Origin of the sequence: Geoanaerobacter pelophilus (assembly GCF_018476885.1) — a bacterium.
Classification (GTDB): domain Bacteria; phylum Desulfobacterota; class Desulfuromonadia; order Geobacterales; family DSM-12255; genus Geoanaerobacter; species Geoanaerobacter pelophilus.
In genome coordinates this window covers 39,142-63,786 of record NZ_JAHCVJ010000011.1, presented here as the reverse complement: position 1 = coordinate 63,786, position 24,645 = coordinate 39,142, and the positions used below count along the sequence as shown (strand labels likewise).

The following is a 24,645-nucleotide window of genomic DNA, read 5'->3' as shown; positions in this document are numbered from 1 at the left end:
GGATACTATGCGGAATAAAGTGGTAATAGTCGCCTTCAGAGTTCTTCGGGGGTAAAGGCAACAACCTGGTCAATGCTGGTGGCATCGAGCATGACCATGACCAATCGGTCCACGCCAAGGGCGATGCCGGCGGCAGGGGGCATTGCCGGTAGTTCTTCAAGGAATTTGCTCGGTTCTGGGTAGGGGATGCGGCCGCTTGATCGCCGGTACTGCTCTTCCTGTTCGAACCTAAAACGCTGCTCTGAAGCATCTGTCAGCTCGGAAAAGCCATTGGCAAGCTCGATGCCGCTGATATACAGCTCAAAGCGCTCTGCCACCGAGGGGTCGTCAGCTTTCAACCGTGCCAGAGCACCCCGCGCCGCAGGGTAGTCGCAAAGGAAGGTCGGCTGTCCGATTCCGAGCTGCGGTTCAATCGCTTCAACCATGACCTCATCGAAACGGTCGGCTGCTAAGGCATCTTCCATGGTTATGCCACCGAACCTCGCAAATGCCTCGCGAACGGTCAATCTCTGCCACGCTCGATCGAGCTTGACATCTTTTCCTTGGACCATCAATGTGGAACCATTGCCGCAGGTGGCAGCCACACTCCTCATCATGTTTTCGCAGTCAACCATCAGATCATTATAATCAGAGTGTGCCCGATACCATTCCAGCATGGTAAATTCCGGGAGATGTCTGTTGCCGCGTTCTTCGGCACGCCAGCAGTGACAGAGCTGAAAAATACGCTCGTAACCTGCTGCCAGCAGCCGTTTCATGCATAGCTCCGGCGATGTCTGCAGGAACCATCCATCAGAAGGGATGGCATCGATATGAGATTCAGGGGCAGGGGCGGGAATGCGAAGAGGGGTCTCTGTTTCGAGAAACCCCTCTTGAATGAAATACTGCCTGATAGACTGGATGATACGAGCCCTGGCCTCCAGAGCCGGGCGACGCCGGGCAATGGTCCAGTTGGTGTTCATGCTAGCCTTTGACGCGGGTAGAGTACTCGCCGGTCCTGGTGTCGATTACTATCAGCTCACCTTCTTCAATGAAGGGAGGAACGCGCAGCACATAACCGGTTTCAACAGTAGCCGGCTTGGAGTCGCTGCCTGAGGTGTCACCCTTGGCCCAGGGACTGGTCTCAGTTACCCGGAGGTTGACGAAGTTGGGGAGATCGACGCCGATCGCCTTTTCGCTGAACAGCAGCACATCAACTGGCAGGTTGTCGATCAAGTAGTTCTTTGAGTCACCAACTGCATCTTCACTCATCCGGTACTGCTCAAAGGTTTGATTGTCCATGAAAACGAAATGGTCGTCCTCTTTGTAGAGGAACTGCATTTTACGGTCTTCCAGGCTGGCCTGTTCAAAGGTCTCACCGGAGCGGTAGGTTCGGTCCAGGATGGTGCCGTTAATCATGTTGCGCATTTTGGTGCGATACAGTGCCTGACCCTTGCCCGGCTTGGTAAAGTCAAAGGCAATAACGATATAAGGATAGCCATCCAGGGTGATTTTTAAACCTTTTTTCAGGTCTGCAACTGTGTACATAGCCGTCATCTCCTCAAAAAAATACTGGCTGCGGCAGATGCCGGAGCCAGGTTGTTTGTGGTTATCTGGTGCGGAGTCAGATTGTTACTTTACTCGGTAGGTGATACGGCCCCTGCTGAGGTCATACGGTGAAAGCTCTACTGTCACTTTGTCACCGGGGAGTATTTTTATGAAATACTTGCGCATTTTGCCCGATATATGGGCAAGCACGATATGCTCATTCTCCAGTTTCACCCGGAACATGGCGTTCGGGAGCGGTTCGATTACCGTTCCTTCAACCTCTATTGCTTCTTCCTTACTCATGCATTGCTCCTTGGAAAATACTTCACGAAGTTAAACCGTGGATACTCTACAGAGGATGCGGTGAAATTGCAAGCTGGAATTGCCTTTCAGGCTAGCATGGCATTTTTTATTATTGAGAATCCCCTTTACTTGGCCGCAGGATACAGTTAATTTTACTTTCGTACCAATCTGGGGGTATTTATAAATTGAATGATTTGATTCGCGAGATAAAGCTTGATAGCGGAATTGTGCTTACCTTTTACGATAAAACCTCCCATTATTATGGTGGTTTTTTTCATGTTTCCATTTCTGTAGTTTGTGAAATCAAACTGACCCCTGAATGCTGCCCTGTTAATATTAATTATGAAGATGCTGTTTCGTTGCTTGGCGATATGGTCAAATATCAGAAAAACCTTGAACGGATGGGCGTGCTTAGAGAGGAAGTCAGTTCTGTCAAGGAGCACTTGATCGATCAGTTTATCGAATCGTCTCAGAGTTATCTGGCTGATCCTAACTTCCCAGTAAAACTGGTTGCAAAGGAAATTGCGAAGCAGAGCAAAAACAAGGCTGTTAATGCCCTGAGGTTTTCATAGAATGAAGCAAATTGAAGTTGCTATTGAGAAAGTTGCCTTTGGCGGGGCAGGGTTTGGTCATGTTAATGGCAAGGCCTGTTTTGTCCCTTTTGCTGTTCCAGGTGACCTGGTTTACGCCAAGGTAACCAGAGAGAAAAAGTCGTACATGGAAGCTTCATTGATGGAAGTCATCACCGCGTCACCTGACAGGATTTCTCCGGTATGCCCTGTCTTCGGCGATTGTGGTGGCTGCTCTTTGCAGCAGGTATCGTATCGGAAACAGCTCGAAATGAAGGCAGCAATTTTCACAGAACAGCTTAGTCGTTTTGCAAAGGTAGATGAGGCTGTTATTGCCCCGATTAGGGAGTCTCATGCACCCTGGAACTATCGTACCCGGGTGCAGATCAAGGTTTATTGGGCCGATGGCCTCCCTATAATAGGTTTTTTCAGGGGAGGTTCACATTTTGTAGTGCCGTTCCCGGGATGTTGCGCCATATCCTCAACTGTAGTTAACTCAGTAATCAACGAACTGACAAGCTTTTTGGCCAGGTCTCCGGAAACCGCTACGATTCCTCAGGTTGACGTCGCCACCAGCGATGATGGCAAGGCGATAGTTATCGTTCATTATATTGGTCGCCATCAGGATGCCATCATCCGCTTTCTTTCAGATAGCCATTTAAGTTTTCTTCCTTCGGCAAGCGGCCTCTGGTTGCAACTTGGCCGGAAGTGCACCCTGCGCCATATCGCCGGGCTTGAAACCCTTTCCTATGACATTATATCTGATAGCCAGCCTGATCTGCGCCTTAGTTTCAGCAAGGGAGGGTTTTGTCAGGTTAATTTTCAGCAGAATCAAATTCTGGTAACAATTGCCTGCGAAATGTCGCGGCTGACCGGTAAGGAACGTGTTCTGGACTTATTTTGCGGTAATGGCAATTTGACTCTTCCTTTGGCCCAGCGGTCATCAAGTGTTGTTGGTATTGAGGCTTATCATGCTTCGATTCAGGACGCCCAGGCAAATGCTGTTGCAAACCAGGTGCGAAATATCACTTTTATCTGTGCCGATGCAGAAGCCGGGGTTGCCGGGCTTGTGAAGAACGAGGAAAAATTTGATGTCGTGGTGCTCGATCCCCCGCGTACTGGAGCTGCGCCGATCATGGCATATATTCCCGCTTTACAGCCGGAGCGGGTCGTATATGTGTCATGCGACCCGGTTACGCTCGCACGAGACATTGCTATCCTAAAAAAATTGGATTATTCTGTAGTACGCTCAGTACCGGTTGATATGTTTCCGCAGACGAGTCATATAGAAAGTGTTACGCTCCTTGAGCGGTTGTAAAATTTACTTCACGAGGCTTATTGTGCTGTTTAATTTTTTCAAAAAAGATTTCACCCATTACCAGCAGCGTGGTGACCGGTTATATGAGGAAGGCCGCTATGCCGAGGCAAGGCATGAGTATGATGAAGCGTTATCACTTATTAAACCGGATTCCCCGATTGCGGCCAGTGAGTATCTTGCCGGGAGGCTCCGTGCCACAGGCAACCAGCTTGCACAGCTGAATATGCAGGAAGCTGCTCATGCCTTGCAAAGTGGGAATATTGAAAAAGCTATCGAGCATGCGGAACTGGCTATGGAACAGGCAGAAGACGATTCAATCCGGGTAAATGCCAAGGAATTCATTCGAAAAATTGATCTTCCCGAGTCTCCGGAAGTACCTAAGAGTCATGGTCACTCATGCAGTTCCTGTAGTGGATCTCATCATGCAACTCCAGCAACCTCTGAAATATCAACGGATTTTCTGTCTCATTCCGAAAGGTATGAGCTCCTTATCCAACCCCTGCCGGGAGATCTTTCCGTGCGTTACCGTCAGATGGGAGAGAGATTTGCATATGCGTACGTTGCTGTTCATGATGAAAGGCTGGAAGAGGGGTACCGCATTTTATCAGAGCTTTCCCGCGATGTGCGCAGTGACATCCTAGAGTATGAGATCGCATTACTTGATTTTCAGTCTCATCGGTTAGCTGACTGCGAAAAAAGGCTCAATGCAGCGCTAAACATAAACCAAGGTAATCCACTGTGCCATTTAGCAATGGTTCAGTTAATGATTGAAACCGAACGGTTGCCCAAAGCTGTAGCAATTCTACAGCATATGATTGAATCCGGTCATTTGGCTGATGACGCTATGCTCATGTTGGGTGATGTTCTGCAGATGCTTGGCGATGGTGATGCTGCACTTGGCAAATACATCGCCGCACTTGATTTGCCGTCTGTTGCCAAGACTGCTGCCCAGAAAGCTATTCCTCTCCTGGAAGAAATGGGACGATCTGCTGACGCGCAAGCGCTTGCCAAACGTTATCTAAAGGGATGCTGTTAGCTGCCGATAATTCATAATGAGTAAAGTCTCACCGGAGGTTCAGGAATGAACAAATCAGAGCTTATTGAAACCGTTGCTGCTCAAAAGGGGCTTTCCTACAAAAAAGCCGAAGAAATCGTCAATACCATTTTCGATGCAATGACCGACGCCATGATACAGGGAGACCGTATCGAAATCAGGGGATTCGGCAGTTTTGTGGTCAATGACTACAAAGCTTACACCGGGCGAAATCCCAAAACCGGTGAATCGATTGCGGTAAAACCGAAGAAGCTTCCCTTTTTCAAAGTGGGAAAAGAATTGAAAGAACGGGTCGATAAGGATTGATGCCTGACTCAAAGCACAAGCTAATTTGCCCTTTTGTGTGATATCAAATATTTTTTATTGGGATTATCTCTTCACCTGTTCCCGATAATCTGTTATAAGCCATTAGAATTAATTCCTCACAATTGACAAATAAATGCCATTGAGACAGCTAACTCCCATATTTCTCACCTTGTTATTCTCAGTTATGGGACTGGCATACGTACACCCTGCACTGGCAATCCCCTCCCAAAGCGGCTCAACCGGTCTTGTTACTGTCCCGAGTGCCGAAACCATTGATGCAGGAAATCTCAGCGTTGGCGTCTGGGGCAACCTTGCCAGCAAGGATGCAGTCAGGACTTTTGTCCTGCCGGCGACGATAACAATGGGGATGGGCTCTTTCATTGAAGTTTACGGCGCATACCCAAATATCCTTTTCAATAAGGAAGAGAACTATTCAGATCGGAACAGCGCCGACTTGGGCTTGAAAGTCCGTTTGTACGGGAGACGTACCTCTAATTTCAAGATTGCTGCAGATGGTACACTTCAACGGCGCATATCACAAACTCCTGCGATAGACGGCACGACCGATTTTGGAGGTCGCCTGATAGCCTCCTACAAGACAGATCTCTATGGCGTTCATGCCTACAGCGGGTACATGACTCGTAAGTTATCGGATGACGAATTGCTGTATGGCGGGGCATTGGAACTTTCCCTTACCCCTCGTGTCAAGGTGTACTCTGAAATTACCGGCATCAGGTATAAGGAAGAGCTTTCTCAAAACGGACGATTGGAGGGGGATGTCGGATTACAATATTTTTTATCCCCTTATTTAAGCCTGTCTCTTTCTGGGGGCAAAGGGCTGTCCGGCACAAACCCGGACTGGCGGTTTATTTTTGGACTTTCTACTTCAACCGGGTTGGGTACTTATATAAAGGCAATTCCCAAGCTTGAGAGTGAGTTGAAAGCCGAGGCCGCCAAACAGGTAGTTGTCAAGCCGATCAAGATTATACCGATATCTCCAAAACTTGTTAAAGCCCCAGCTCCAGCTGAAGCAGTCAGTAAAATCGAAGTTCCTCTTGACCTGGACAAGGAAGAGGTGGTTATCCGAACATACGGACAGATTATCCTTCCCCCCCAAAACAACGAAACCGCGCGACCTTTTATCCCGCCTCCTCCTGTAGACTCCGCCACTGATAAAGAAGAGAGTGCTCCCAAAGACTCTAAAGCGACCAAAACAGAGGCCCAGCCACCGACATATGGCTTTAACGTAAAAGGTGAATCTAAGGAGCCTTCCTCGGCAACTCCTCCAAAACTAGAGGAAAAGCTTGTTGCCTATCGACGTTTCCGTTTCCCAGATGTCGTCGGTTATTTCCAGCAGGGGCAAACAGAACTTACCCCTGAAGCCAAAAAGCAGCTTGCCGATCTGGCCGAACAGATTCGCACAGACAGCGCCTGGACGTATTTGCGAATTGACGCCTATACCGATTCGATCGGATCACCAAAGTATAATTTTGACCTTTCACTTCGTCGTGCTATTGAGGTAGCAAGCTATCTCATTAATAGGGAAGGGATAGATTCTACCCGTATTTTCGTGAGGGGAATGGGGAGCGGCAAGCAACTGGCTGACAATCAATCCGAGATTGGTCGCAAGATGAATCGAAGGTTTGAAATTCTTTTCCTGCAACGCGAAGAAACTCGATGAGATGCGCTTTTATCTTTGGGCAGCTGCTGTTATTCATCCTGTTACTTGAAATACCTGCTATGGGTGATACTACGCATGGCCGCCTGCCACGCGGTGCTCAATTTCTTGGGATAGCACGGAGTGATGGCTCTGATCCCCCATTTGATCAGCATTTAAAAACGGAAATTGACAAATTAGTGCCTCAACTCAGACAACTTAATTCTGAAGCAACGATACTGATAGAAGCTTTTTACCCTGAAAAGAAGGGTAAGAATAGAGACCTGCAAATCAAGATGGCTTTTTCACTTGCTGAACAGGTGCATCAGTATCTTAAAACCAAGCATTCTCTTGACCATGATTTTTTTGTCGCAATTTGGGACGATTCCGAGGATAAAACGAAGTATCCCAAAATACGGATCACTACTTATCCGAGGGATTATTTCGAAAACTAACCAGGCCTTTTGACTGCATGATGGACCGGGGGAAAATATCATGAAAAAAAGTCTGATTCTAATAGTTTCAATCTTTTTTCTTTCAGGCTGTGCCTCCCTGAAGGTCGTACCGGAACCTGTCCAGAACGGGATAGTCAACGAGAAAGACAACTCGCAGAGTTTGACTAATAATAAAATCACTATTACCGCCCGGAGTGGCGATGTAGAGATAGCTTCTTACAACCTTGAAGGGAATGTCACTTCATTTTTCATTGTTGTTGATAACCAAACTGATGACGAATTGATAATCAATAATGATTCCTTCCTCCTGATCGACAATGATGGTCGTCAGTACTTTCCTCTAACTCCGGAAAAAGTCAAAGAGATTATAGCGCGAGATACCTATTATCTGATGCCGTATCCTTATGTCGGGTTCTATTATCTGGAAGATTATGAAAAGTCATCCTTCTATAATAGATTCACTACTGATCGGCCATACTTTTATGAAGTATACCCTCAAGACATTTACACAAAAGCTATTCCATCCGGGTCAATAATACCCAAGGCAAAAGTTGCAGGTCTGGTCTATTTTAGAATTGACCTCGAAGGTAAAAAAACTGTTGCCCTCAAAGTTTACAAAAAAGAGACATCTAAATCAGCACCAGCTGATTTTGTATTCCCGTTCAAGATCATAAAGTAATCCGGAGTCAACAATGCCTTACGCATCCCTGTGGGAGGCGCTCGGTGGGTTAGGCATCTTCATCCTCGGCATGAAGTTGATGTCAGAGGGGCTCCAGAAAGTGGCTGGCGAGAAGATTCGCAGCTTTCTGGAGAAGTTGACAGGAACTCGCCTAAGCTCTGTCTTCATCGGGAGCTGCCTATCCGCATCTCTCCAATCCAGCAGTGCCGCTTCAATTCTCGTGATCGGCTTTATAAATGCCGGTCTGTTGTCTCTTTACCAAGCGCTGGCGGTCATGCTTGGTACCGGCATCGGCACCACAATTGCTATCCAGTTTATTGCTTTCCGCGTTTCTATTATAGCCCAACCGCTCGTTTTTATTGGTGCAGTTTTGAAATTCTTTTGCCGTCGCCGGCGATGGGTTTACGCAGGTGACCTTTTGCTCGGTGCGGGTCTAGTTTTTCTTGGCCTGCAAATCATGGAGCTGGGCTTTGTTCCCTTCACCGAAAAAGCCATCGGTGCCGGCTTGCATCAGGTTCAGTTTCCTTGGCGGCTGGTATCCGTATTGCTCGGCGCTGCCATTTCATTTATGCTGCAGTCAGGTAGTGCGGCGGTTGGTGTGGTCATAGCCCTTACCGGCAGCGGTCTGGTCCCGTTCGATAACGGATTTCTCATGGTTGTCGGAGAGGTTCTTGGGACTACGCTTATTGCCGCGATTGCCACTATCAGTGGCAGTTCAGTTGCAAAACGCACGGTATTTATTTACCTGTTAATCAATCTGTCGGCAATTATGTTGGTCGTGCTTTTCCCCAATGCTTTCAGGTCATTGATCGTTCAGATTACTCCTGGAGGCTACGACCCGATTATTTCTCCCTCTTCGATTCCGCGCCTCCTCGCCAACAGCCACACACTTTTCAGTGTCTGCACTATGATTTTCTTCCTGCCGTTGCTTGGCTTTTTTGTCCGTTCCTCGAAAAGCATGCTTCCTGGAGGACGGCAAAAGGGTAACGATTTTGAGGCCTGTTGCAAGTTTATTGACAGTCGTGTGCTAAACACACCGTCTCTGGCAATGCTTCAGGCAAAAAATGAACTGCAGCGAATGACAGAGATCACCGTCTCTATGTATGACGATGCTATTGAACAGTTTTTCCGTTTTGATGCCAAGCGGGCAATCCGTATACGTAACAAGGAAGAGACACTTGATCTTCTGCAGAGAGAGATTTCTTCTTTTCTTGTGCGGCTTTCGCAACAGCCATTATCCACTGAAACGGCGCTGAGCATCCCGACGATGCTTACCGTTGTCAATATCCTGGAACATATTGGCGATCAGAATGAGATAATTGTCGGTTCTCTATTAAAGAAAAAAGAAAACAAGATTCTTTTTTCCAGTGAGGCTATGGCGGAGTTAAAGAATCTCTCTGTGCGGGTTGGCGATCTCGTACACCTTGCCCTGCTTAATTCTGAGAGCTTTTCAGAATCAAGCATTGCGGACGCCCGGGCATTGAAAGACGAAATAGACACTCTGCAGGAGTTTATGCACAACAGCCATATAAGGCGTCTCTCTGAGGGGAAATGCACTATACTGGCAGGTGTCGCCTATAGTGACATCATTGTTTCCTTCGACAAGATTGCGGAGTATGCCTTTTCAATTATCAAGCAGGCAAAGAGGTTGAGTAATGAGTGAGTTATGCGCTGCAATTGATCTTGGCACCAATACGGCACGTCTCCTAATCGGGACTTGCCACGATGGTATCATCGATCAGAAATTCATTATGCGCAGGATCACCCGGTTGGGTGGCGGGTTTTCAGCGGAGATAGGTATTTCAACTGATGCTCGCAATCGATCTCTCCTGGTAATGAAAGATTTTTCGGAAAAACTTGAAGAATATGACATTAAGCGGTTACGTGCTGTTGCCACCAGTGCGGTTCGCGACGCAGCGAACGGTGCTCGGTTTTGCGCAGAGGTATTTGAGGAAACCGGGATCCAGCTTGAGGTTATTGATGGTCATACCGAAGGTGTTTTAACCTTGAACGGTGTGTTTGCAGGGTTGGATAATGTGCCGGAGCAGGTACTGGTGTTTGACGTTGGTGGAGGAAGCACCGAATATACCCTCGCTAAAGGAGGCAAACCATGTTTCTCAAGAAGTTTGCCGCTTGGCGTAGTGCGTCTCACCGAAGGGAAACAGGATATCCCGGCAATGTCCGATAAGATTGACCGAGAATTGGCAGCACTGATGGCTGAGTTGCAAGAACATGGTTTACTTGGCATGGCAAAGAGCTCAATTACTGTCGGGACTGCTGGCACGGCTACTACTCTGGCGGCGATCAGCATGCAAATGGCTGATTACGATTATCGCAAGGTCAATAATTATTGCCTGAGCCTCAAAGAAATTGAGTCGATTTTTGCCAAGCTGTTGCCGATGACTCCCGCGGAACGTCTCATGGTGACCGGCATGGAGAAGGGGCGCGAGGATCTGATTATCGCCGGAACGCTTCTCACCATAAAGACCTTGGCTTGCTTCGGTTCAACCATGCTCAAGGTCAGTGATTTCGGTCTGCTCGAAGGAGCGCTTCTCTCTGTATGTGGTTATGCGGGCTAAAGAACTTAGTTAGTTTGGCCCGGCAAATGTCTTGAGATACATGGTTAGCGATTTAAGATCGTCTGATCCCTCTTTAAGGGGTTGACCCTGCAGCGCTTTCTGAATGCAGCGGTTTGTTATTTCTTCCAGTTTTTCATCATCGAATGTCCCGGCCCATTCCAACTTCTTGCCACCAGGATGACAAGTAGCGCAGCTTTTCCCCGACTTTCCCAGCTTAGTGCTTTCAAACAGCACTTTGCCGCGTTCAATGGAAACGGTGTCAGCTGCAGTGCCGATAGTAGCATTGTTGAGCATGCTGAAGGCGATTATTACTGCAAAAGTAGTTTTCATGTTGTCCCTCCACTTTGTATTTAGAAAATCGTAGCTGATTCCCGCCTCAAGTCAATCCATCTTTATCTCTCGCCAATGCAACATGGCGTTCTGATTGCAGTTGACAGAATCTCCGCGGATCGATTATATTTGCCCATTCGCAAAGGGATCGTTTCCCTAAATAAGCCATTGAGGGTTGTTCATTGAAGAAAGAAATCCTGTCAGGCAACGAGGCCATTGCTCGAGGTGCATTTGAGGCTGGCGTAAAGGTTGCCAGTGCCTACCCCGGAACACCATCGACTGAAATTCTCGAAAACATAATACATTATCGCAGCATTAACTCTTCATGGGCTCCCAACGAGAAGGTCGCCCTGGAAGTGGTTATTGGCGCTTCATTTGGAGGAGCCAGGGCTGTTGCCTGCATGAAGCATGTCGGAGTCAACGTAGCTGCAGACCCGCTTTTTACGCTTTCCTATACCGGCGTCGGCGGTGGTTTGCTTCTGGTAGTCGCCGATGACCCGGAGATGCATTCCTCCCAAGATGAGCAGGACAGCCGCAATTATGCCAAATTCGTCAAGGTTCCGATGCTTGAACCTGCAGACTCCTTTGAGTGCAAGGAGTTTACTCGTCTAGCATTTGAGCTCTCTGAGCAGTTCGATACCCCTGTAATGCTGAGAAGCTGCACCAGGATCTCCCATGGCAAGTCAATTGTCGAGTTGGGCGAACCGGTAACCGGGCTCCCGGAACCGAAACTGGTCAAGAATCCTGCCAAACTTGTAATGCTGCCAGGCAATGCCCGTGTCCGTCACCCATTGGTTGAGGAGCGGGTGGTCAATCTTGGCCGGCATGGCGATTCCTGGGAGATCAACCGGGAAGAGTATCGTTCCGCTGATATAGGCATCATCTGCGCCGGCGTGACTTATCAGTATGTTCGCGAGGCGCTGCCAGAGGCTTCTACCTTGAAGCTGGGGATGGTTTATCCATTACCGAAAGGAAAAATTCAAGAATTTGCCGCTAAAGTTAAAAGACTTTTTGTGGTTGAAGAACTGGACCCGTTTATCGAGGAGCAGGTCAAAGCCATGGGGATTGCCGTTACCGGTAAAGAGATCATTTCTCTTTGCGGCGAGCTCTCACCAGGGCGAATCCGCAAGGCTTTTAGCGATGCCGGGATAATATGTATTCCTGAAAACAACCCGCTACAGACTGAAGCCATACCTATGCGGCCGCCAAACATGTGCCCAGGTTGTCCTCACCGCGGGCTTTTCTATGAACTGAGCCGATTGGGTGCCTATGTTACCGGCGATATCGGTTGCTACACCCTGGGGTTCATGCCGCCGCTCAACGCAATGGACACCTGTGTCTGCATGGGAGCTTCAATCAGCAATGCGTCCGGCATTGTGCGTGCTCTTCCTCCAGAGGAACAGCGCCGGGTCGTTGCTGTTATTGGCGATTCCACCTTCCTTCATACCGGCTTGAACTCGCTAATGGAGATGGCCTGGAACCAGTCTCCGGCTACGGTAGTAATCCTCGACAACCGGATTACAGCCATGACCGGCAGACAGGAGAACCCAGCCTCAGGATTTACCCTGTCTGGTGAAGTGGCACCGGAAGTCAAGATCCCAGACCTCTGCAAGGCCCTGGGTATTCGTCACGTACAGATAGTTGATCCATATGATCTTGACGCGACCTTTAAGGTTCTCAAGCAAGAGATGGACAGGAGCGAGCCATCAGTAGTAATTACCAACAGACCCTGTTGCTTGATTAAAGGAGATGGTCGTTTCAAGGCAGATGATGTGTTGTTTGTCGATCAAGACTCCTGTACCGGTTGCCGGGCATGCCTCCGTATAGGGTGTCCCGCCATTGAGTGGCAACCCGCTCCAGACGGGAAAAAAGGTAAAGCTTATATCGACCCGCTCCTGTGCACCGGCTGCACTGTCTGTCAGCAGCTTTGCAAGTTCGATGCAATCGGGAGGTTAAAATGAGTATCACCAATATTTTGCTGGTCGGCGTTGGTGGACAGGGGATTCTCCTCGCTTCGGAAATTCTGGCCGAGGCTTTCATGCTCGCCGGATTTGATGTCAAGAAAAGCGAAATTCACGGTATGTCGCAGCGCGGCGGCAGTGTGGTATCTCACGTGCGTTTCGGGGAAAAGGTATTTTCCCCGGTTGTGCCTGAAGGTGAAGGAGACATCCTCTTTGGATTCGAACTGCTTGAGACCTATCGCTATCTGCCCTTGATGAAGGCCGATGCCAAGGTAATCGCTAATGATTTTCGGATCTATCCGCCTGCGGTACTGCTTGGCCAACAGACCTATCCTGACGGCTTGGTCGAAAAAATGCGGACAATCGTGCCGGATCTGCTGCTTGTCGATGGCTTGAAACTCGCCAATGAAGCGGGAAATCCGAGAGCGGCCAACACGGTCCTGCTTGGAGCGGTTTCTGGCAAGCTGGATATAAAGGAAGCAATCTGGCAGAGTGCAATTGAGAAAATGGTGCCGAAGAAGGCGCTTGATGTGAACCTGAAAGCGTTCCGAATCGGGCGATCACTGTAGGAGAAACCGATGCCGACTTACTACAATGAAGAATTTGAAACCCTCCCAAGGCAAGCGCTTGAAGCTCTTCAGTTGAAACGGCTTCAATCAGTTATTGAAAGAGTATATTCAAATGTGCCGTTTTATAGGGATTCATTCAATAAGAATGGGGTCAGTCCTGCTAATATAACGTCTCTTGATGATCTGCAGTGTCTTCCATTTACCACGAAACAGGACATGCGCGATTCTTATCCATATGCCCTGTTTGCGGCGCCGATGGAAGAGATCGTCAGAATACATGCTTCAAGCGGCACCACCGGTAAGCCGACTGTCGTCGGCTACACACTCAAGGACATTGAAACCTGGACCGACCTGATGGCTCGTTCGTTTGTTGCGGCCGGTGTCCATAAGGGTGATATTATCCATAACGCTTACGGTTATGGACTCTTTACCGGCGGCCTCGGTGCCCATTACGGCGCAGAAAGACTTGGCGCTTCGGTCATACCGATCTCCGGTGGTAACACCAAGCGACAGATTATGATCATGCAAGATTTTGGGTCTACTGTCCTGACCTGCACCCCTTCCTACTCCTTGTTCATGGCTGAAGAAGCAGGAGTCGAGGGTGTTGATTTCAAAAAACTGAAACTGCGGGTCGGTATTTTTGGCGCTGAGCCGTGGTCTGAAGAAATGCGCCGTGAGATAGAAGAGAAGCTTAATCTTGATGCCATCGATATTTACGGTTTGTCGGAAATTATGGGGCCAGGTGTTGCCATCGAATGCATCGAAGCCAAGCAGGGATTGCATATCTGGGAAGATCATTTCATCCCGGAAATAATCAACCCTGAAACAGGTAAACGTCTCGCGCCTGGAGAAAAGGGTGAACTGGTTATCACGACCATTACCAAACAGGGTATCCCGTTAATCAGGTATCGAACTAGGGACATAACCAGCCTGACCTATGATACCTGCAAATGTGGACGGACCCACGCCCGCATCGCCCGGATGAGTGGACGCTCCGACGACATGCTGATTATCCGCGGGGTCAATGTTTTCCCATCGCAGATTGAATCGATCCTTGTCGGCATAGAAGGGGTTGAGCCGCACTATCTGCTGATAGTTGACCGCAAGGACAACCTCGATACCCTCCAGGTTCAGGTCGAGGTCGATGAGCGATTGTTCTCGGATGAAGTTAAGGTGCTTCAGGTTCTTTCCCGCCGCATCGAAAAAGAGATCAAGGATATGCTCGGTGTTACCTGCACAGTTAAGCTGGTTGAACCTAAAACCATTCAGCGCAGTGAAGGCAAGGCAAAAAGGGTGGTAGACAACAGGAAGCTGTAGGGCGGTTATCTCGTCATTTTATCCTGGTCCCTATGGAGGAACTATGAAAGTCGAACAGATCTCAATCTTTATAGAGAACAAGTCTGGCCGGTTGGCTGAAGTGAGCCGAATTCTCGGCGAAGCCGGCGTGAACATTCGAGCGTTATCCCTGGCTGACACCTCAGATTTCGGCATTCTCCGCTTGATTGTCAATGATCGTGAACAAGCAATATCAGTCCTTAAAGGGAAGGGGTTTACCGTAAGCAAGACCGAAGTAGTCGCGGTTGAGGTTCCTGACCAACCGGGCGGACTTGCCAGTATTCTGCAGGTTCTGGACAGCGGCTCCATTAATGTTGAATACATGTATGCCTTTGTAGAGCGGTGCGGCGACAACGCTGTGATCATTTTCCGCTTTGATGAAACGGAAAAGGCCATCAGCACCTTAGCGTCGAAAGGTTTCAATATGCTTGAAGGGGAGCGGCTTTACGGCATGTAATCTAGTTAAACAGGCAAAGGGGGATAAAATGCAAAAAAAGCTTGGACTCGTTTTAATGTTGCTTGTCGGTGTCTTGTCGGCTTTCCCGGCGTGGGCAAGTGAGCCGATCAGGATCGGCGCTCTTTTTTCCGTTACTGGTCCGGCATCCTTCCTTGGCGAACCGGAACGAAATACCCTGGAGATGCTGGTCAAGGATGCCAACGCAAAAGGTGGCATCAAGGGGCACAAGCTTGAACTTGTGGTTTATGACACCCAAGGAGATGCAACCAAGGCCGTTCAACTTGCCACTAAGCTGATCAAAAATGACAAGGTTTCAGTCATCGTCGGACCGAGCACCACCGGCGAGACCATGGCTGTTATCCCGGTTGCTGAAAAAGAAAAAGTACCGCTGATTTCTTGCGCTGCTGGGATCAAGATAACGGATCCGGTTAAGAAATACGTCTTTAAAACCCCAGCAAACGATCATTTAGCTGCAGAAAAAATATTTAACTACATGGCAGCGAAAAAACAAAAAAGCGTCGCACTGCTGACGGTAACGGATGGCTTTGGCTCTTCCGGGCGTGAGCAGTTGAAGGATATGGCCAAGAAAAAAGGGATTACCATTGCTGCTGACGAGACCTATGGCCCTAAAGATACTGACATGACTGCCCAGCTCACCAAGATCAAGGGAAGCAAGGCAGACGCCATAATATGCTGGGGCACGAACCCTGGCCCGGCCATTGTTACTCGCAATGTGAAGCAGCTTGGCATCAAGATTCCACTGTATCAGAGCCATGGCGTCGCCTCCAAAAAATATATCGAACTAGCCGGGCCAGTTAATGCTGAAGGGGTCATCTTGCCGGCCGGCAAGCTCGCCATCTTTGACAAGCTTGCCAAAAACGACCCGCAGGTGAAGCTGCTGAAGGATTACGACACTACCTACAAAAAGGCATATAATATTGAAGCTTCAACCTTCGGTGGCTACGCTTACGATGCATTTTTGATGATTAGCGATGCTCTCAAAAAAGGGGCAAAGACCTCTGACCAGATTCGTGATGGTTTGGAAGGCATCAAGAAGCTGGTTTCCGTGTCAGGTATTTTCAACATGACTCCAAAAGAACACAATGGCCTTGATCTTAGCGCTTTTGAAATGGTTAAAATTGTTAATGGCGATTGGGAAATAGCCAAATAAAGGGGGAGGAAATGAAACGTTTTCTGTTTGCTGCAACCGTGCTCATTATATCTTCACTCTGGTCAGCGCACTGTTTTGCTTCTTCAGGTCCGATAAAGATCGGCGCGCTGTTTTCTGTAACCGGTCCGCCATCATTCCTTGGTGAACCAGAACGCAATTCGGCCAAGATGGTTGTTGATGAAATCAATGCCAAAGGTGGCATCAAGGGGCGTAAACTTGAGCTGGTCGTTTATGACACCCAGGGAGATGCTACAAAAGCGGTGCAGGCTGCTAACCGACTGATCAAGGAAGATAAGGTGGTTGCCATTATTGGCCCGAGTACCACGGGTGAGTCTATGGCAATTATTCCCGTTGCCGAAAAAGAGGCGATTCCTCTCATATCTTGCGCTGCTGGAAGCAAGATTACTGATCCAGTTAAGAAATGGGTTTTCAAGACTGCCCAGAATGATGGACTGGCAGTAACCAAAATTTATGAGCACCTGAAAAAGAAGGGGATCAATAAAATAGCAATACTTACCGTATCCGACGGTTTTGGCTCTTCCGGTCGCGAACAGCTCAAAGCTAATGCGGCTAAATTTGGAGTACAGGTAGTAGTGGATGATACCTACGGGCCTAAAGACACTGACATGACGGCACAACTGACAAAAATACGCGGGAGCAAAGCCCAGGCCATTATCTGCTGGGGCACAAACCCCGGGCCTGCGGTAATTGCTAAAAATGTCAAGCAATTGGGGGTTAAGCTCCCTCTCTTTATGAGTCACGGTGTTTCATCGAAGAAATTCATAGAGCTTGCAGGTGATGCTTCTGAGGGGATTATCCTTCCTTCCGGTAGGGTGATCGTTTCCGATGTCCTGCCTGCCAGCGACAAACAGAAAAAAAGCTTGCTCGCCTTTGTAAAGGACTACCAGAATCACTATAAGGCCGAGGGTGACCACTTTGGCGGCCACGCCTGGGATGCTGTTATGCTCCTCAAAGGTGCTATCGAGCGCGGTGGCGATACCCCTTCAGCCATTCGCGATCAGCTTGAAAAAACGCAAAACTTTGCAGGGATCGGTGGCATTTTTACCTACTCTGCTTCAGATCACGCCGGCTTGACCAAGGATGCCTTTGTCTTGGTTGAAATTAAGAAAAAAGACTGGTCTCTGGTCAAGTGAATTCAACCTGATACTATGACAAGCGCCTCACCGGGCATCCGGAGGGGCGCTTGTCATGTCTGGAACAATGCTTTATGCAACTATCTGATCAAATTGCTCAATATCTGGTCTCCGGCCTTTCAACAGGGGCTATATATGCCCTCATTGGGATAGGTTTCGCGATTATCTACAACTCTACCGAGATTATTAACTTTGCCCAGGGTGAGCTTGTGATGCTGGGTGGCATGTTCACACTGTTTTTTCTCAATGTGACTCGTCTCCCGCTTCCGATTGCCATTTTGCTGGCAGTAGCAGCTACAACCGTTTCCGGAATCCTTTTTGAAAGGCTGACCATCAGGCCACTTAAGTCACCGTCACAAATCAGCCTGATTATTATCACCATCGGGGGCAGCATCCTTATCAGAGGGATTGCCATGACAGTTTGGGGTAAAGACACTCATTCCCTGCCGGCATTTTCCGGAAGTGAGCCACTTTCCATAGGTGCTGCAACCATCCTTCCTCAACACCTCTGGATTTTTGGTCTTACCGCTATTGCTATTATTGCCAATAAGCTTTTTTTCCAGTACACCATCACCGGCAAGGCGATGAGAGCTTGTGCCGCTAATAGACGGGCCGCAGGTCTTGTCGGTATTGATGTGAAAAGGATGGTGCTGTTCTCGTTTGCCATTAGTGCGATCCTCGGCTCACTTGCCGGCATCATCGTTGCTCCTCTTACGATGACATCATATGACGTTGGTATCATGTTAGGTTTGAAAGGGTTTTGCGCTGCTATTATCGGAGGGCTTTCCGGTGGAATCGGTACCGTACTCGGCGGATTGCTGCTCGGTATGCTCGAATCTCTAGGGGCGGGCTTAATCTCATCCGGGTATAAAGATGCTATAGCCTTTATCATCCTCCTGCTCATACTGTTTATACGGCCCCAAGGGCTTTTCGGAAAAGCCCAAACAGATCGGGTGTAAGGATTGATTGAATGAACCTAGAGGTCATCAAATTTCTCATTTTGACAACCATTATCCTGTTGTTGCCAGTAACAATTCAAGAAGGTTACCTGCTGAACGTCCTGGTTTTTGTCGGAATCCATACCATGTTGGCGGTGGCGCTTAATTTGTTGTTGGGGTATGCAGGGCAGATATCTTTGGGGCAAGCAGGTTTTTTTGGATTAGGTGCATATCTATCCGGGATACTGACTGCAACACACGGCTTGAATCCCTGGCTTGCTATTGCCATTGCGGCAACTACTGTTACCTTAATCGCTTTTATTGTAGGATTCCCAATTTTAAAGCTCAAAGGGCATTATCTCGCAATGGCTACTCTTGGGCTGGGGATCATAATATACATTATATTCAATGAGGCGGTTGAAATAACTGGAGGCCCCTCAGGCCTGTCCGGTATCCCCAACCTGTCCCTTGGCAGCATCAAATTTGATAGCGATCTCAAGAATTATTATCTGATCTGGGTTATTACTTTAATCTGCATGGGCCTTTCGCTTAATCTTGTTCATTCCCGCATCGGACGTGCCTTGCGTTCTATTCATGATTCAGAAGTAGCTGCCCGGGTTATGGGTGTCAATGCCCGGCTCCTTAAGGTGCAGATTTTTGCCTTGTCGGCAGGGCTTTCAGCAATTGCCGGTAGCTTGTACGCGCACACCATGACTTTCATCGCACCAGCTTCCTTTGGTTTCAATTTCTCCGTTGAACTGGTCACTATGGTTATCATCGGTGGACTTGCCAGTGTTTACGGCTCGCTCTTGGGGGCTGCACTATTGACGGTTCTTCCGGAGATGCTTCGAGCATTTCAGGACTACGATATTATTGTATATGGATTTCTGCTGATTGTAATGACCATGTATATGCCTGGAGGGCTGGTAAAAGGAGGGGTAACGTTGTTTACTGCTCTCAAGGTAAAGCTCAACAAGCTCAGGATGGGGTCTGCTCCCAATGCTTGAAGTTCTTAACATCACTCAGAAATTTGGTGGCATAACGGCCCTGGATGACATTTCTTTCACTGTCTCGGAAGGTAATATCACCGGCGTTATTGGCCCAAACGGGGCAGGGAAAACCACGCTGTTCAATATAGTAACTGGGATTTATTCTCAGACCAGTGGACAGATTTTTCTTAATGGTATTGATATTTCACGCATTCCGGCTGAAGGCCTGGCAAGCAGAGGCCTTGTCAGGACTTTCCAGAATATCGAACTCTTCAACTCGATGACAGTTTTGGAAAATGTCATGGTCGGACTTCACACCCAGAGTAAGAGCGGCATTATCGCCTCAATGTGCAAAGCGCCATGGCATCTGGCAGAGGAAAAGCGCATTCGGGCGAAAGCAAAAGACTGGCTGGATTTCTGCGGTATCGCCGATCTGGCCGACCATGTTGCCGGCAGTCTGCCGTTCGGTAAAGGGCGTCTTCTGGAAATCGCTCGAGCTATGGCCATTGAGCCGAGAATTATGCTGATGGATGAACCGGCGGCAGGATTGAACAATCGCGAAACCTACGAACTGGCAGGCCTGATTAGAAGAATTCGCGAAAAAGGCGTGTCAATCGTGCTGGTAGAACACGACATGGATTTGGTTATGGATATCTGCGACCGAATTGTTGTGCTGAATCTTGGAAGAAAACTGGCTGAAGGAACTGCGAGAGAGATCCAGGAAAACCCTGAAGTTGTTGCAGCCTATCTTGGAGAAGGGTAGGGGAGTGTGCTTAAGGTTGTTAATATAAATACTTATTATGGTAAGGTCCATGCCCTGAAAAATGTTTCACTTCATTTAAACAGAGGTGAAATCATTGCCCTTATTGGTGCAAATGGCGCAGGCAAAACCACCATACTGAATACCCTCTCAGGTGTTACTCCCCCCGAGAGCGGCACGTTACAGTTTATGGGGCAACAGTTGACCGGTATTGCACCTGATCGAATCGTCAAGATCGGTATCTCTCAAGTACCAGAAGGCCGTCAGGTTTTCAAAGGATTGTCGGTGGAAGACAATCTGCAGCTAGGGGCCTATCTCCGCTTCCGTAATAGAGAATCGAAAGACGTTATCAAGCAGGATATTGGCCATATCTACGATCTTTTCCCGCGACTTGAAGAACGCCGCAAACAGATGGCTGGGACACTGTCCGGCGGTGAGCAGCAGATGTTGGCTATTGGCAGGGCACTGATGGCAAAGCCGAAACTTCTCCTGTTGGATGAGCCTTCTATGGGGCTTGCTCCTCTGGTCGTTCAGGAGATTTTTGCAGTTATTGAGCGTCTTAGGACTGATGAGGGGACAACGGTATTGCTTGTTGAACAAAATGCCAAAGTTGCACTTAAAATGGCTGATCGGGCATATGTTTTGGAAACCGGTCGGGTAATACTTGAAGGAGCTGCTGCAGAACTTCTTGAAAACAAGGATGTTCAACGTGCGTATCTCGGTAAAGAAAAAAAAGAGATATGGGAGCGATGAGGTAAGCTATGGGAATATGGGATCCGGAACATGAATGTATGCCACGCGAAGAGATTGAGCAACTGCAGCTCGAACGACTGCAGGCCGTGCTTCATCGAGCTTACAAGAATGTTACCTGTTACAAAAATAAATTTAACGACTCGAAGATAGACCCTGATGATGTCCAGAGGCTTTCCGATCTCTCCCGACTACCTTTTACAACAAAGGAAGACCTTCGTCTCAACTATCCATATGGGATGTTCGCAGTGCCTCTCCGGGAGGTGGTCAGGATACATTCTTCTTCCGGGACAACCGGCAAGCCTACTGTTGTCGGATACACCAAAAACGACATCAAAACTTGGTCGAACTTGGTGGCTCGCTTCATGACAGCTGCAGGAGTAACACATGATGACGTTGTGCAGGTTGCCTTTGGTTACGGGATGTTTACCGGGGCATTCGGGCTTCATTACGGTGCAGAGGCAATCGGCGCCTCGGTAATTCCCATGGGCGGTGGAAACACAGAGAAGCAGATAATGATTATGCAGGACTACAGATCTTCAGTATTGGTCTGCACTCCAAGTTATGCGATCACCCTTGCCGATCGCCTGGAAAAGCTCGGTATTGACCCTAAAGGACTCTCGCTAAAAGTAGGGCTGTTTGGTGGTGAACCCTGGTCTGAAGCGATGCGCACGGAAATCGAAAATCGCCTTTGCCTCAGTGCTACCGATAATTACGGGCTTTCTGAGATAATCGGCCCTGGTGTTGCGGGTGAATGTTCTCATAAATGTGGCATGCACATTTTTGAAGATGCTTTTATCCCAGAGATTATTGATCCGGAAACCGGTGAGGTACTACCTCCAGGCAGCACAGGCGAACTGGTATTAACGACCCTCACTAAAGAGGCTTTTCCCATGATCCGTTATCGAACCAGGGATATTACCTCGTTAACATATGATAAGTGTGAATGCGGACGCACCATGGTAAGAATGAAAAAAACCATGGGACGAAGTGACGACATGCTTATTATCAAAGGCGTTAATATTTATCCGTCCCAAATTGAAGAGGTTCTTATCGCAATCGAAGGTTGTCAGCCCCATTATCAATTAATTGTTGAAAGAAAGGGGACTCTCGATACCTTGGAGATCCAAATAGAGGTGACCGAGAACATCTTTTTTGATGAGATGAAGTTGCAGCGTGCTTTCTTGGAAAAAATAGAGAGGCGTATAGAGTCAGTAATAGGAGTTGGGGTTACTGTACGTCTTGTAGAACCAAACAGTATCCCTCGTTATGAGGGTAAAGCCGCAAGAGTAATCGACAATAGGACAATATAGAATAAGCCTCTAAATAAATAGGTGACCGGCAACCTCTTCCCATTGTTCACGCTTAATTGCTATAAACTCATCAACTATGGCCGGGTCAAATTGGCTGCCTCTGCATCTCTTAATTTCTTCCACCATAGTTGCATATGGTAGCGCTTTTCTGTAAGGACGGTCTGAGGTCATCGCATCCAATGTGTCCACAAGTGCGAATATCCGCGCAGACAGTGGAATATCCGTACCTTTTAAACCATTAGGGTAGCCTTTACCATCGAAGCGTTCATGATGGGCCAGGATGAATTCCGAGGCGCCTTTAAGAAACTTGATATCGCTCAGGATGTCATGTCCGATTTGCGGATGCTTCTTCATCTCTATCCACTCATCATCTGTCAACTTGCCTGGTTTGAGCAGAATGTTGTCAGAAACCCCAATCTTACCGATGTCGTGCAGCAAAGCTCCTTTGGCAATTATTGATAAATCCGGTTCAGAGATGCCCATATGCCGTGCCAATAATAGAGTATAGTTCATGACCCGTTCAGAATGGGAGCCAACCTCACTCTCTCGGGCATCTAGTGATCTGACAAGGGCAGATAGCGTGCTTTCATATGACAGGTTGATCTCTTCCATCGCAGCCCTGATAACACGAGTCTGCTCAAGCACTTTAACTTCAAGTTCGTTTTGATACTTTCTGTTTTCAATGATGAGTCGACGCTTTTCAAGAGCGTTATTCGCCTTCATTACAACGTTGTCCACACTGAAGGGCTTGGTAATGTAGTCATCAGCACCCAGATGGATCGAGGATAAAGCTGTTTCCATATCACTTAAAGCTGTAATCATTAATACAGCGGTATCGGGGCTGATTTTTTTGAGTTCCTTCAACAGTTCAAGCCCTGATGAACCGGGCATCATGACATCGAGCAAAGCCAAGTCAATTTCAAGGTCCTTTATCATTTCCAAACCTTCGTCTGCATTACTACACGGGAAACAAGTATAATTTTCCCGAGTCAGAGTAATGCAAAGAAGATCTCTTATCATCTGTTCATCATCAACTATCAACAGGTTAGCACTCAAATCATTGTCCTCAATAATTAATGGCATCTGTAGTTTAATAAGTAATTAGTTACTGCAAAATCAATTGATCTATTTTTTCCACCAACTTGGGGAGGTCTGGCTTAGTCAGGATGTCTACTGCACCCAAAGCTTCCCACTTGCGAATATTATCTTCACTGGCCAACGAAGAAAAAATTATTATCGGAAGCTCTGCAAGTTTTTCATCCTTTTTAATTCGTGATGTAAGATGCAGCCCATCCATTTTGGGCATTTCAATGTCAGATATTAATAGAGACACCAAATCAGTTATGGTTCCACCTTTTGCTTGCGCTTTAGCCTGAAGATTCAAGATTATGTTTAATGCCTCTTCCCCATTATCTGCCTCGATAACCTGATAACCAGCAGTCCTCAAAGAAAGGGTGATGGTATTTCTTATGAACGGTGAATCATCTGCTACAAGAATAGTGTACTTACTCCTATCTGCGTCATGGCTGCCTTCTGGTAGTAGGGGAATATCCGCCCCAAGTGCATACTCTTCGAACAGTTCACCAATAATTTTTTCAAAGTCCAGTACCAATATGATCCGATCATTCATCTTCACAAGGCCGGTCACCTGACTGCTGCTTGCAGTTTTGACCGGAGGTTCGACTTGTTCCCAGGAAATTCTATATATCCGGGAAACTGAATGAACCATTACCGCCACAACCAATCGGTTAAATTCCAGTACAACCACTCTGTCGGCCTGCATATCACCAACATTCTTATTAAGCATAACGGCAAGATCAACTACTGTAATTACCTTGTCTCTAAGTTTAATCATCCCGGGCACAGCTGGGTGACCATTGAGAACTTTCCAAAGATGTGGCAAGCGGATTATTTCACGCACTTTTGCGACATTGACGCCATAGTAACAAGGAATCGTTCTCCCCTCGCCATCACATTCATCGACCCGGAACTCAACAATTTCGAGTTCATTGGTATCGCTTTCAAGCAGTACGGCAGTATTGGCATTTTGCATAGGAGCGCTCCTTGATGGTTGCTATGTCTTTATTCTCTAATCGGATTAGTCATATAAAGCTTAAATTTTTTGTACAAATTTGCCTTGGAAAAGGGTTGTTCTATTTGATCCCAACACAACTGTTGTTCAAAGATGTTACATTTGCATTTGTCTATGTTGTGTCATAACTCACTGATATTACTGGTTATAGTTTTTAATGATGCGCAGAGTTCAACCATTATTATTCGTAATTATTTCAGCTCTTTTTTATAGTGTAAAATTTTATTTATATAAATTGAGCACTTAGGTAGTTATGCCAATGTTGGTACAACTGTTGTAATGCTTAATCTCAGAAAGCAATCGTAAATGCAGGGAGGACACTGACATGGGACACAGTTGCAAAAAACTGTCAAATTATGAGGGTGATTGTATGTTCAGGGTC

Annotated in this window: 26 protein-coding genes; 20 read left to right on the top strand and 6 right to left on the bottom strand. The window is 47.6% G+C overall.

The genetic code is table 11. The annotated features are described in order from the left end of the window. Positions 1-35: 35 nt before the first annotated feature. From epmA to infA, 3 genes are all read right to left on the bottom strand, one after another. Complete coding sequence (gene epmA / locus KI809_RS19020; RefSeq protein WP_214173186.1) at positions 36-959, bottom strand: EF-P lysine aminoacylase EpmA; 924 nt, start codon at positions 957-959, stop codon at positions 36-38. Between the two features lies 1 nt (position 960). Further along, entirely contained in the window at positions 961-1,524 is a 564-nt protein-coding gene (efp, locus tag KI809_RS19015) for an elongation factor P (RefSeq protein ID WP_214173185.1), read from the bottom strand. Positions 1,525-1,608: 84 nt separating this feature from the next. After that, entirely contained in the window at positions 1,609-1,827 is a 219-nt protein-coding gene (gene infA, locus KI809_RS19010; RefSeq protein WP_214173184.1) for a translation initiation factor IF-1, read from the bottom strand. Positions 1,828-2,012: 185 nt separating this feature from the next. On the opposite strand from infA, the gene KI809_RS19005 reads away from it, so the two are divergent. The 9 genes from KI809_RS19005 (at position 2,013) to KI809_RS18965 (ending at position 10,444) form a co-directional block, all read left to right on the top strand. Continuing rightward, positions 2,013-2,399 (top strand): hypothetical protein, encoded by a 387-nt coding sequence (locus tag KI809_RS19005; RefSeq protein WP_214173183.1) that lies wholly within the window; start codon positions 2,013-2,015, stop codon positions 2,397-2,399. Between the two features lies 1 nt (position 2,400). Continuing rightward, positions 2,401-3,714, top strand: coding sequence for a 23S rRNA (uracil(1939)-C(5))-methyltransferase RlmD (gene rlmD / locus KI809_RS19000; protein ID WP_214173182.1), 1,314 nt, complete (start codon positions 2,401-2,403; stop codon positions 3,712-3,714). 22 nt (positions 3,715-3,736) lie between these two features. Further along, positions 3,737-4,750, top strand: a complete 1,014-nt coding sequence (locus tag KI809_RS18995) for a tetratricopeptide repeat protein (protein ID WP_214173181.1) — start codon at positions 3,737-3,739, stop codon at positions 4,748-4,750. 45 nt (positions 4,751-4,795) lie between these two features. Further along, on the top strand, positions 4,796-5,074 hold the full coding sequence (locus tag KI809_RS18990; protein ID WP_214173180.1) for an integration host factor subunit beta: 279 nt from the start codon (positions 4,796-4,798) through the stop codon (positions 5,072-5,074). A 133-nt stretch (positions 5,075-5,207) separates the two neighbouring features. Then, entirely contained in the window at positions 5,208-6,755 is a 1,548-nt protein-coding gene (locus KI809_RS18985; protein ID WP_214173179.1) for an OmpA family protein, read from the top strand. Continuing rightward, on the top strand, positions 6,752-7,186 hold the full coding sequence (locus KI809_RS18980) for a hypothetical protein (protein WP_214173178.1): 435 nt from the start codon (positions 6,752-6,754) through the stop codon (positions 7,184-7,186). The genes KI809_RS18985 and KI809_RS18980 overlap by 4 nt, the downstream gene beginning before the upstream one ends. 40 nt (positions 7,187-7,226) lie before the next feature. After that, positions 7,227-7,865, top strand: a complete 639-nt coding sequence (locus KI809_RS18975; RefSeq protein WP_214173177.1) for a putative periplasmic lipoprotein — start codon at positions 7,227-7,229, stop codon at positions 7,863-7,865. Positions 7,866-7,878: 13 nt separating this feature from the next. After that, positions 7,879-9,528, top strand: a complete 1,650-nt coding sequence (locus tag KI809_RS18970) for a Na/Pi cotransporter family protein (RefSeq protein WP_214173176.1) — start codon at positions 7,879-7,881, stop codon at positions 9,526-9,528. Continuing rightward, positions 9,521-10,444, top strand: a complete 924-nt coding sequence (locus KI809_RS18965) for a Ppx/GppA phosphatase family protein (RefSeq protein ID WP_214173175.1) — start codon at positions 9,521-9,523, stop codon at positions 10,442-10,444. The genes KI809_RS18970 and KI809_RS18965 overlap by 8 nt, the downstream gene beginning before the upstream one ends. Positions 10,445-10,453: 9 nt before the next feature. Here KI809_RS18965 and KI809_RS18960 read toward each other — a convergent pair whose 3' ends face one another. Further along, positions 10,454-10,774: a cytochrome-c peroxidase gene (locus tag KI809_RS18960; protein WP_246559514.1), complete on the bottom strand. Its 321-nt coding sequence runs from the start codon at positions 10,772-10,774 to the stop codon at positions 10,454-10,456. Positions 10,775-10,956: 182 nt separating this feature from the next. Between KI809_RS18960 and iorA the strand changes: the two genes are divergently transcribed. From iorA to KI809_RS18905, 11 genes are all read left to right on the top strand, one after another. Beyond that, positions 10,957-12,735 (top strand): indolepyruvate ferredoxin oxidoreductase subunit alpha, encoded by a 1,779-nt coding sequence (gene iorA, locus KI809_RS18955; protein ID WP_214173174.1) that lies wholly within the window; start codon positions 10,957-10,959, stop codon positions 12,733-12,735. Then, a complete protein-coding gene (locus KI809_RS18950; RefSeq protein WP_214173173.1) occupies positions 12,732-13,304 on the top strand; it encodes an indolepyruvate oxidoreductase subunit beta in 573 nt (190 codons plus the stop codon). The genes iorA and KI809_RS18950 overlap by 4 nt, the downstream gene beginning before the upstream one ends. 9 nt (positions 13,305-13,313) lie before the next feature. Continuing rightward, complete coding sequence (locus KI809_RS18945; protein WP_214173172.1) at positions 13,314-14,621, top strand: phenylacetate--CoA ligase family protein; 1,308 nt, start codon at positions 13,314-13,316, stop codon at positions 14,619-14,621. 43 nt (positions 14,622-14,664) lie between these two features. Beyond that, on the top strand, positions 14,665-15,096 hold the full coding sequence (locus KI809_RS18940; protein ID WP_214173171.1) for an ACT domain-containing protein: 432 nt from the start codon (positions 14,665-14,667) through the stop codon (positions 15,094-15,096). Positions 15,097-15,124: 28 nt separating this feature from the next. After that, entirely contained in the window at positions 15,125-16,267 is a 1,143-nt protein-coding gene (locus KI809_RS18935; protein WP_214173170.1) for an ABC transporter substrate-binding protein, read from the top strand. An 11-nt stretch (positions 16,268-16,278) separates the two neighbouring features. Beyond that, entirely contained in the window at positions 16,279-17,421 is a 1,143-nt protein-coding gene (locus KI809_RS18930; RefSeq protein WP_214173169.1) for an ABC transporter substrate-binding protein, read from the top strand. A gap of 74 nt (positions 17,422-17,495) precedes the next feature. Next, positions 17,496-18,380: a branched-chain amino acid ABC transporter permease gene (locus KI809_RS18925; RefSeq protein WP_214173168.1), complete on the top strand. Its 885-nt coding sequence runs from the start codon at positions 17,496-17,498 to the stop codon at positions 18,378-18,380. Between the two features lie 11 nt (positions 18,381-18,391). Continuing rightward, on the top strand, positions 18,392-19,366 hold the full coding sequence (locus KI809_RS18920; RefSeq protein ID WP_214173167.1) for a branched-chain amino acid ABC transporter permease: 975 nt from the start codon (positions 18,392-18,394) through the stop codon (positions 19,364-19,366). Next, complete coding sequence (locus KI809_RS18915) at positions 19,359-20,111, top strand: ABC transporter ATP-binding protein (RefSeq protein WP_214173166.1); 753 nt, start codon at positions 19,359-19,361, stop codon at positions 20,109-20,111. Before KI809_RS18920 ends, KI809_RS18915 begins: the two co-directional genes overlap by 8 nt. A 6-nt stretch (positions 20,112-20,117) precedes the next feature. After that, positions 20,118-20,861: an ABC transporter ATP-binding protein gene (locus KI809_RS18910; protein ID WP_214173165.1), complete on the top strand. Its 744-nt coding sequence runs from the start codon at positions 20,118-20,120 to the stop codon at positions 20,859-20,861. Positions 20,862-20,869: 8 nt separating this feature from the next. Next, positions 20,870-22,171, top strand: a complete 1,302-nt coding sequence (locus KI809_RS18905) for a phenylacetate--CoA ligase family protein (protein ID WP_214173164.1) — start codon at positions 20,870-20,872, stop codon at positions 22,169-22,171. 9 nt (positions 22,172-22,180) lie between these two features. On the opposite strand, the gene KI809_RS18900 is transcribed toward KI809_RS18905, so the two are convergent. Both KI809_RS18900 and KI809_RS18895 read right to left on the bottom strand, forming a co-directional pair. Next, positions 22,181-23,254: an HD domain-containing phosphohydrolase gene (locus KI809_RS18900; RefSeq protein WP_337833338.1), complete on the bottom strand. Its 1,074-nt coding sequence runs from the start codon at positions 23,252-23,254 to the stop codon at positions 22,181-22,183. 22 nt (positions 23,255-23,276) lie between these two features. After that, positions 23,277-24,224, bottom strand: a complete 948-nt coding sequence (locus KI809_RS18895; RefSeq protein WP_214173162.1) for a chemotaxis protein CheV — start codon at positions 24,222-24,224, stop codon at positions 23,277-23,279. Positions 24,225-24,645 lie beyond the last annotated feature (421 nt).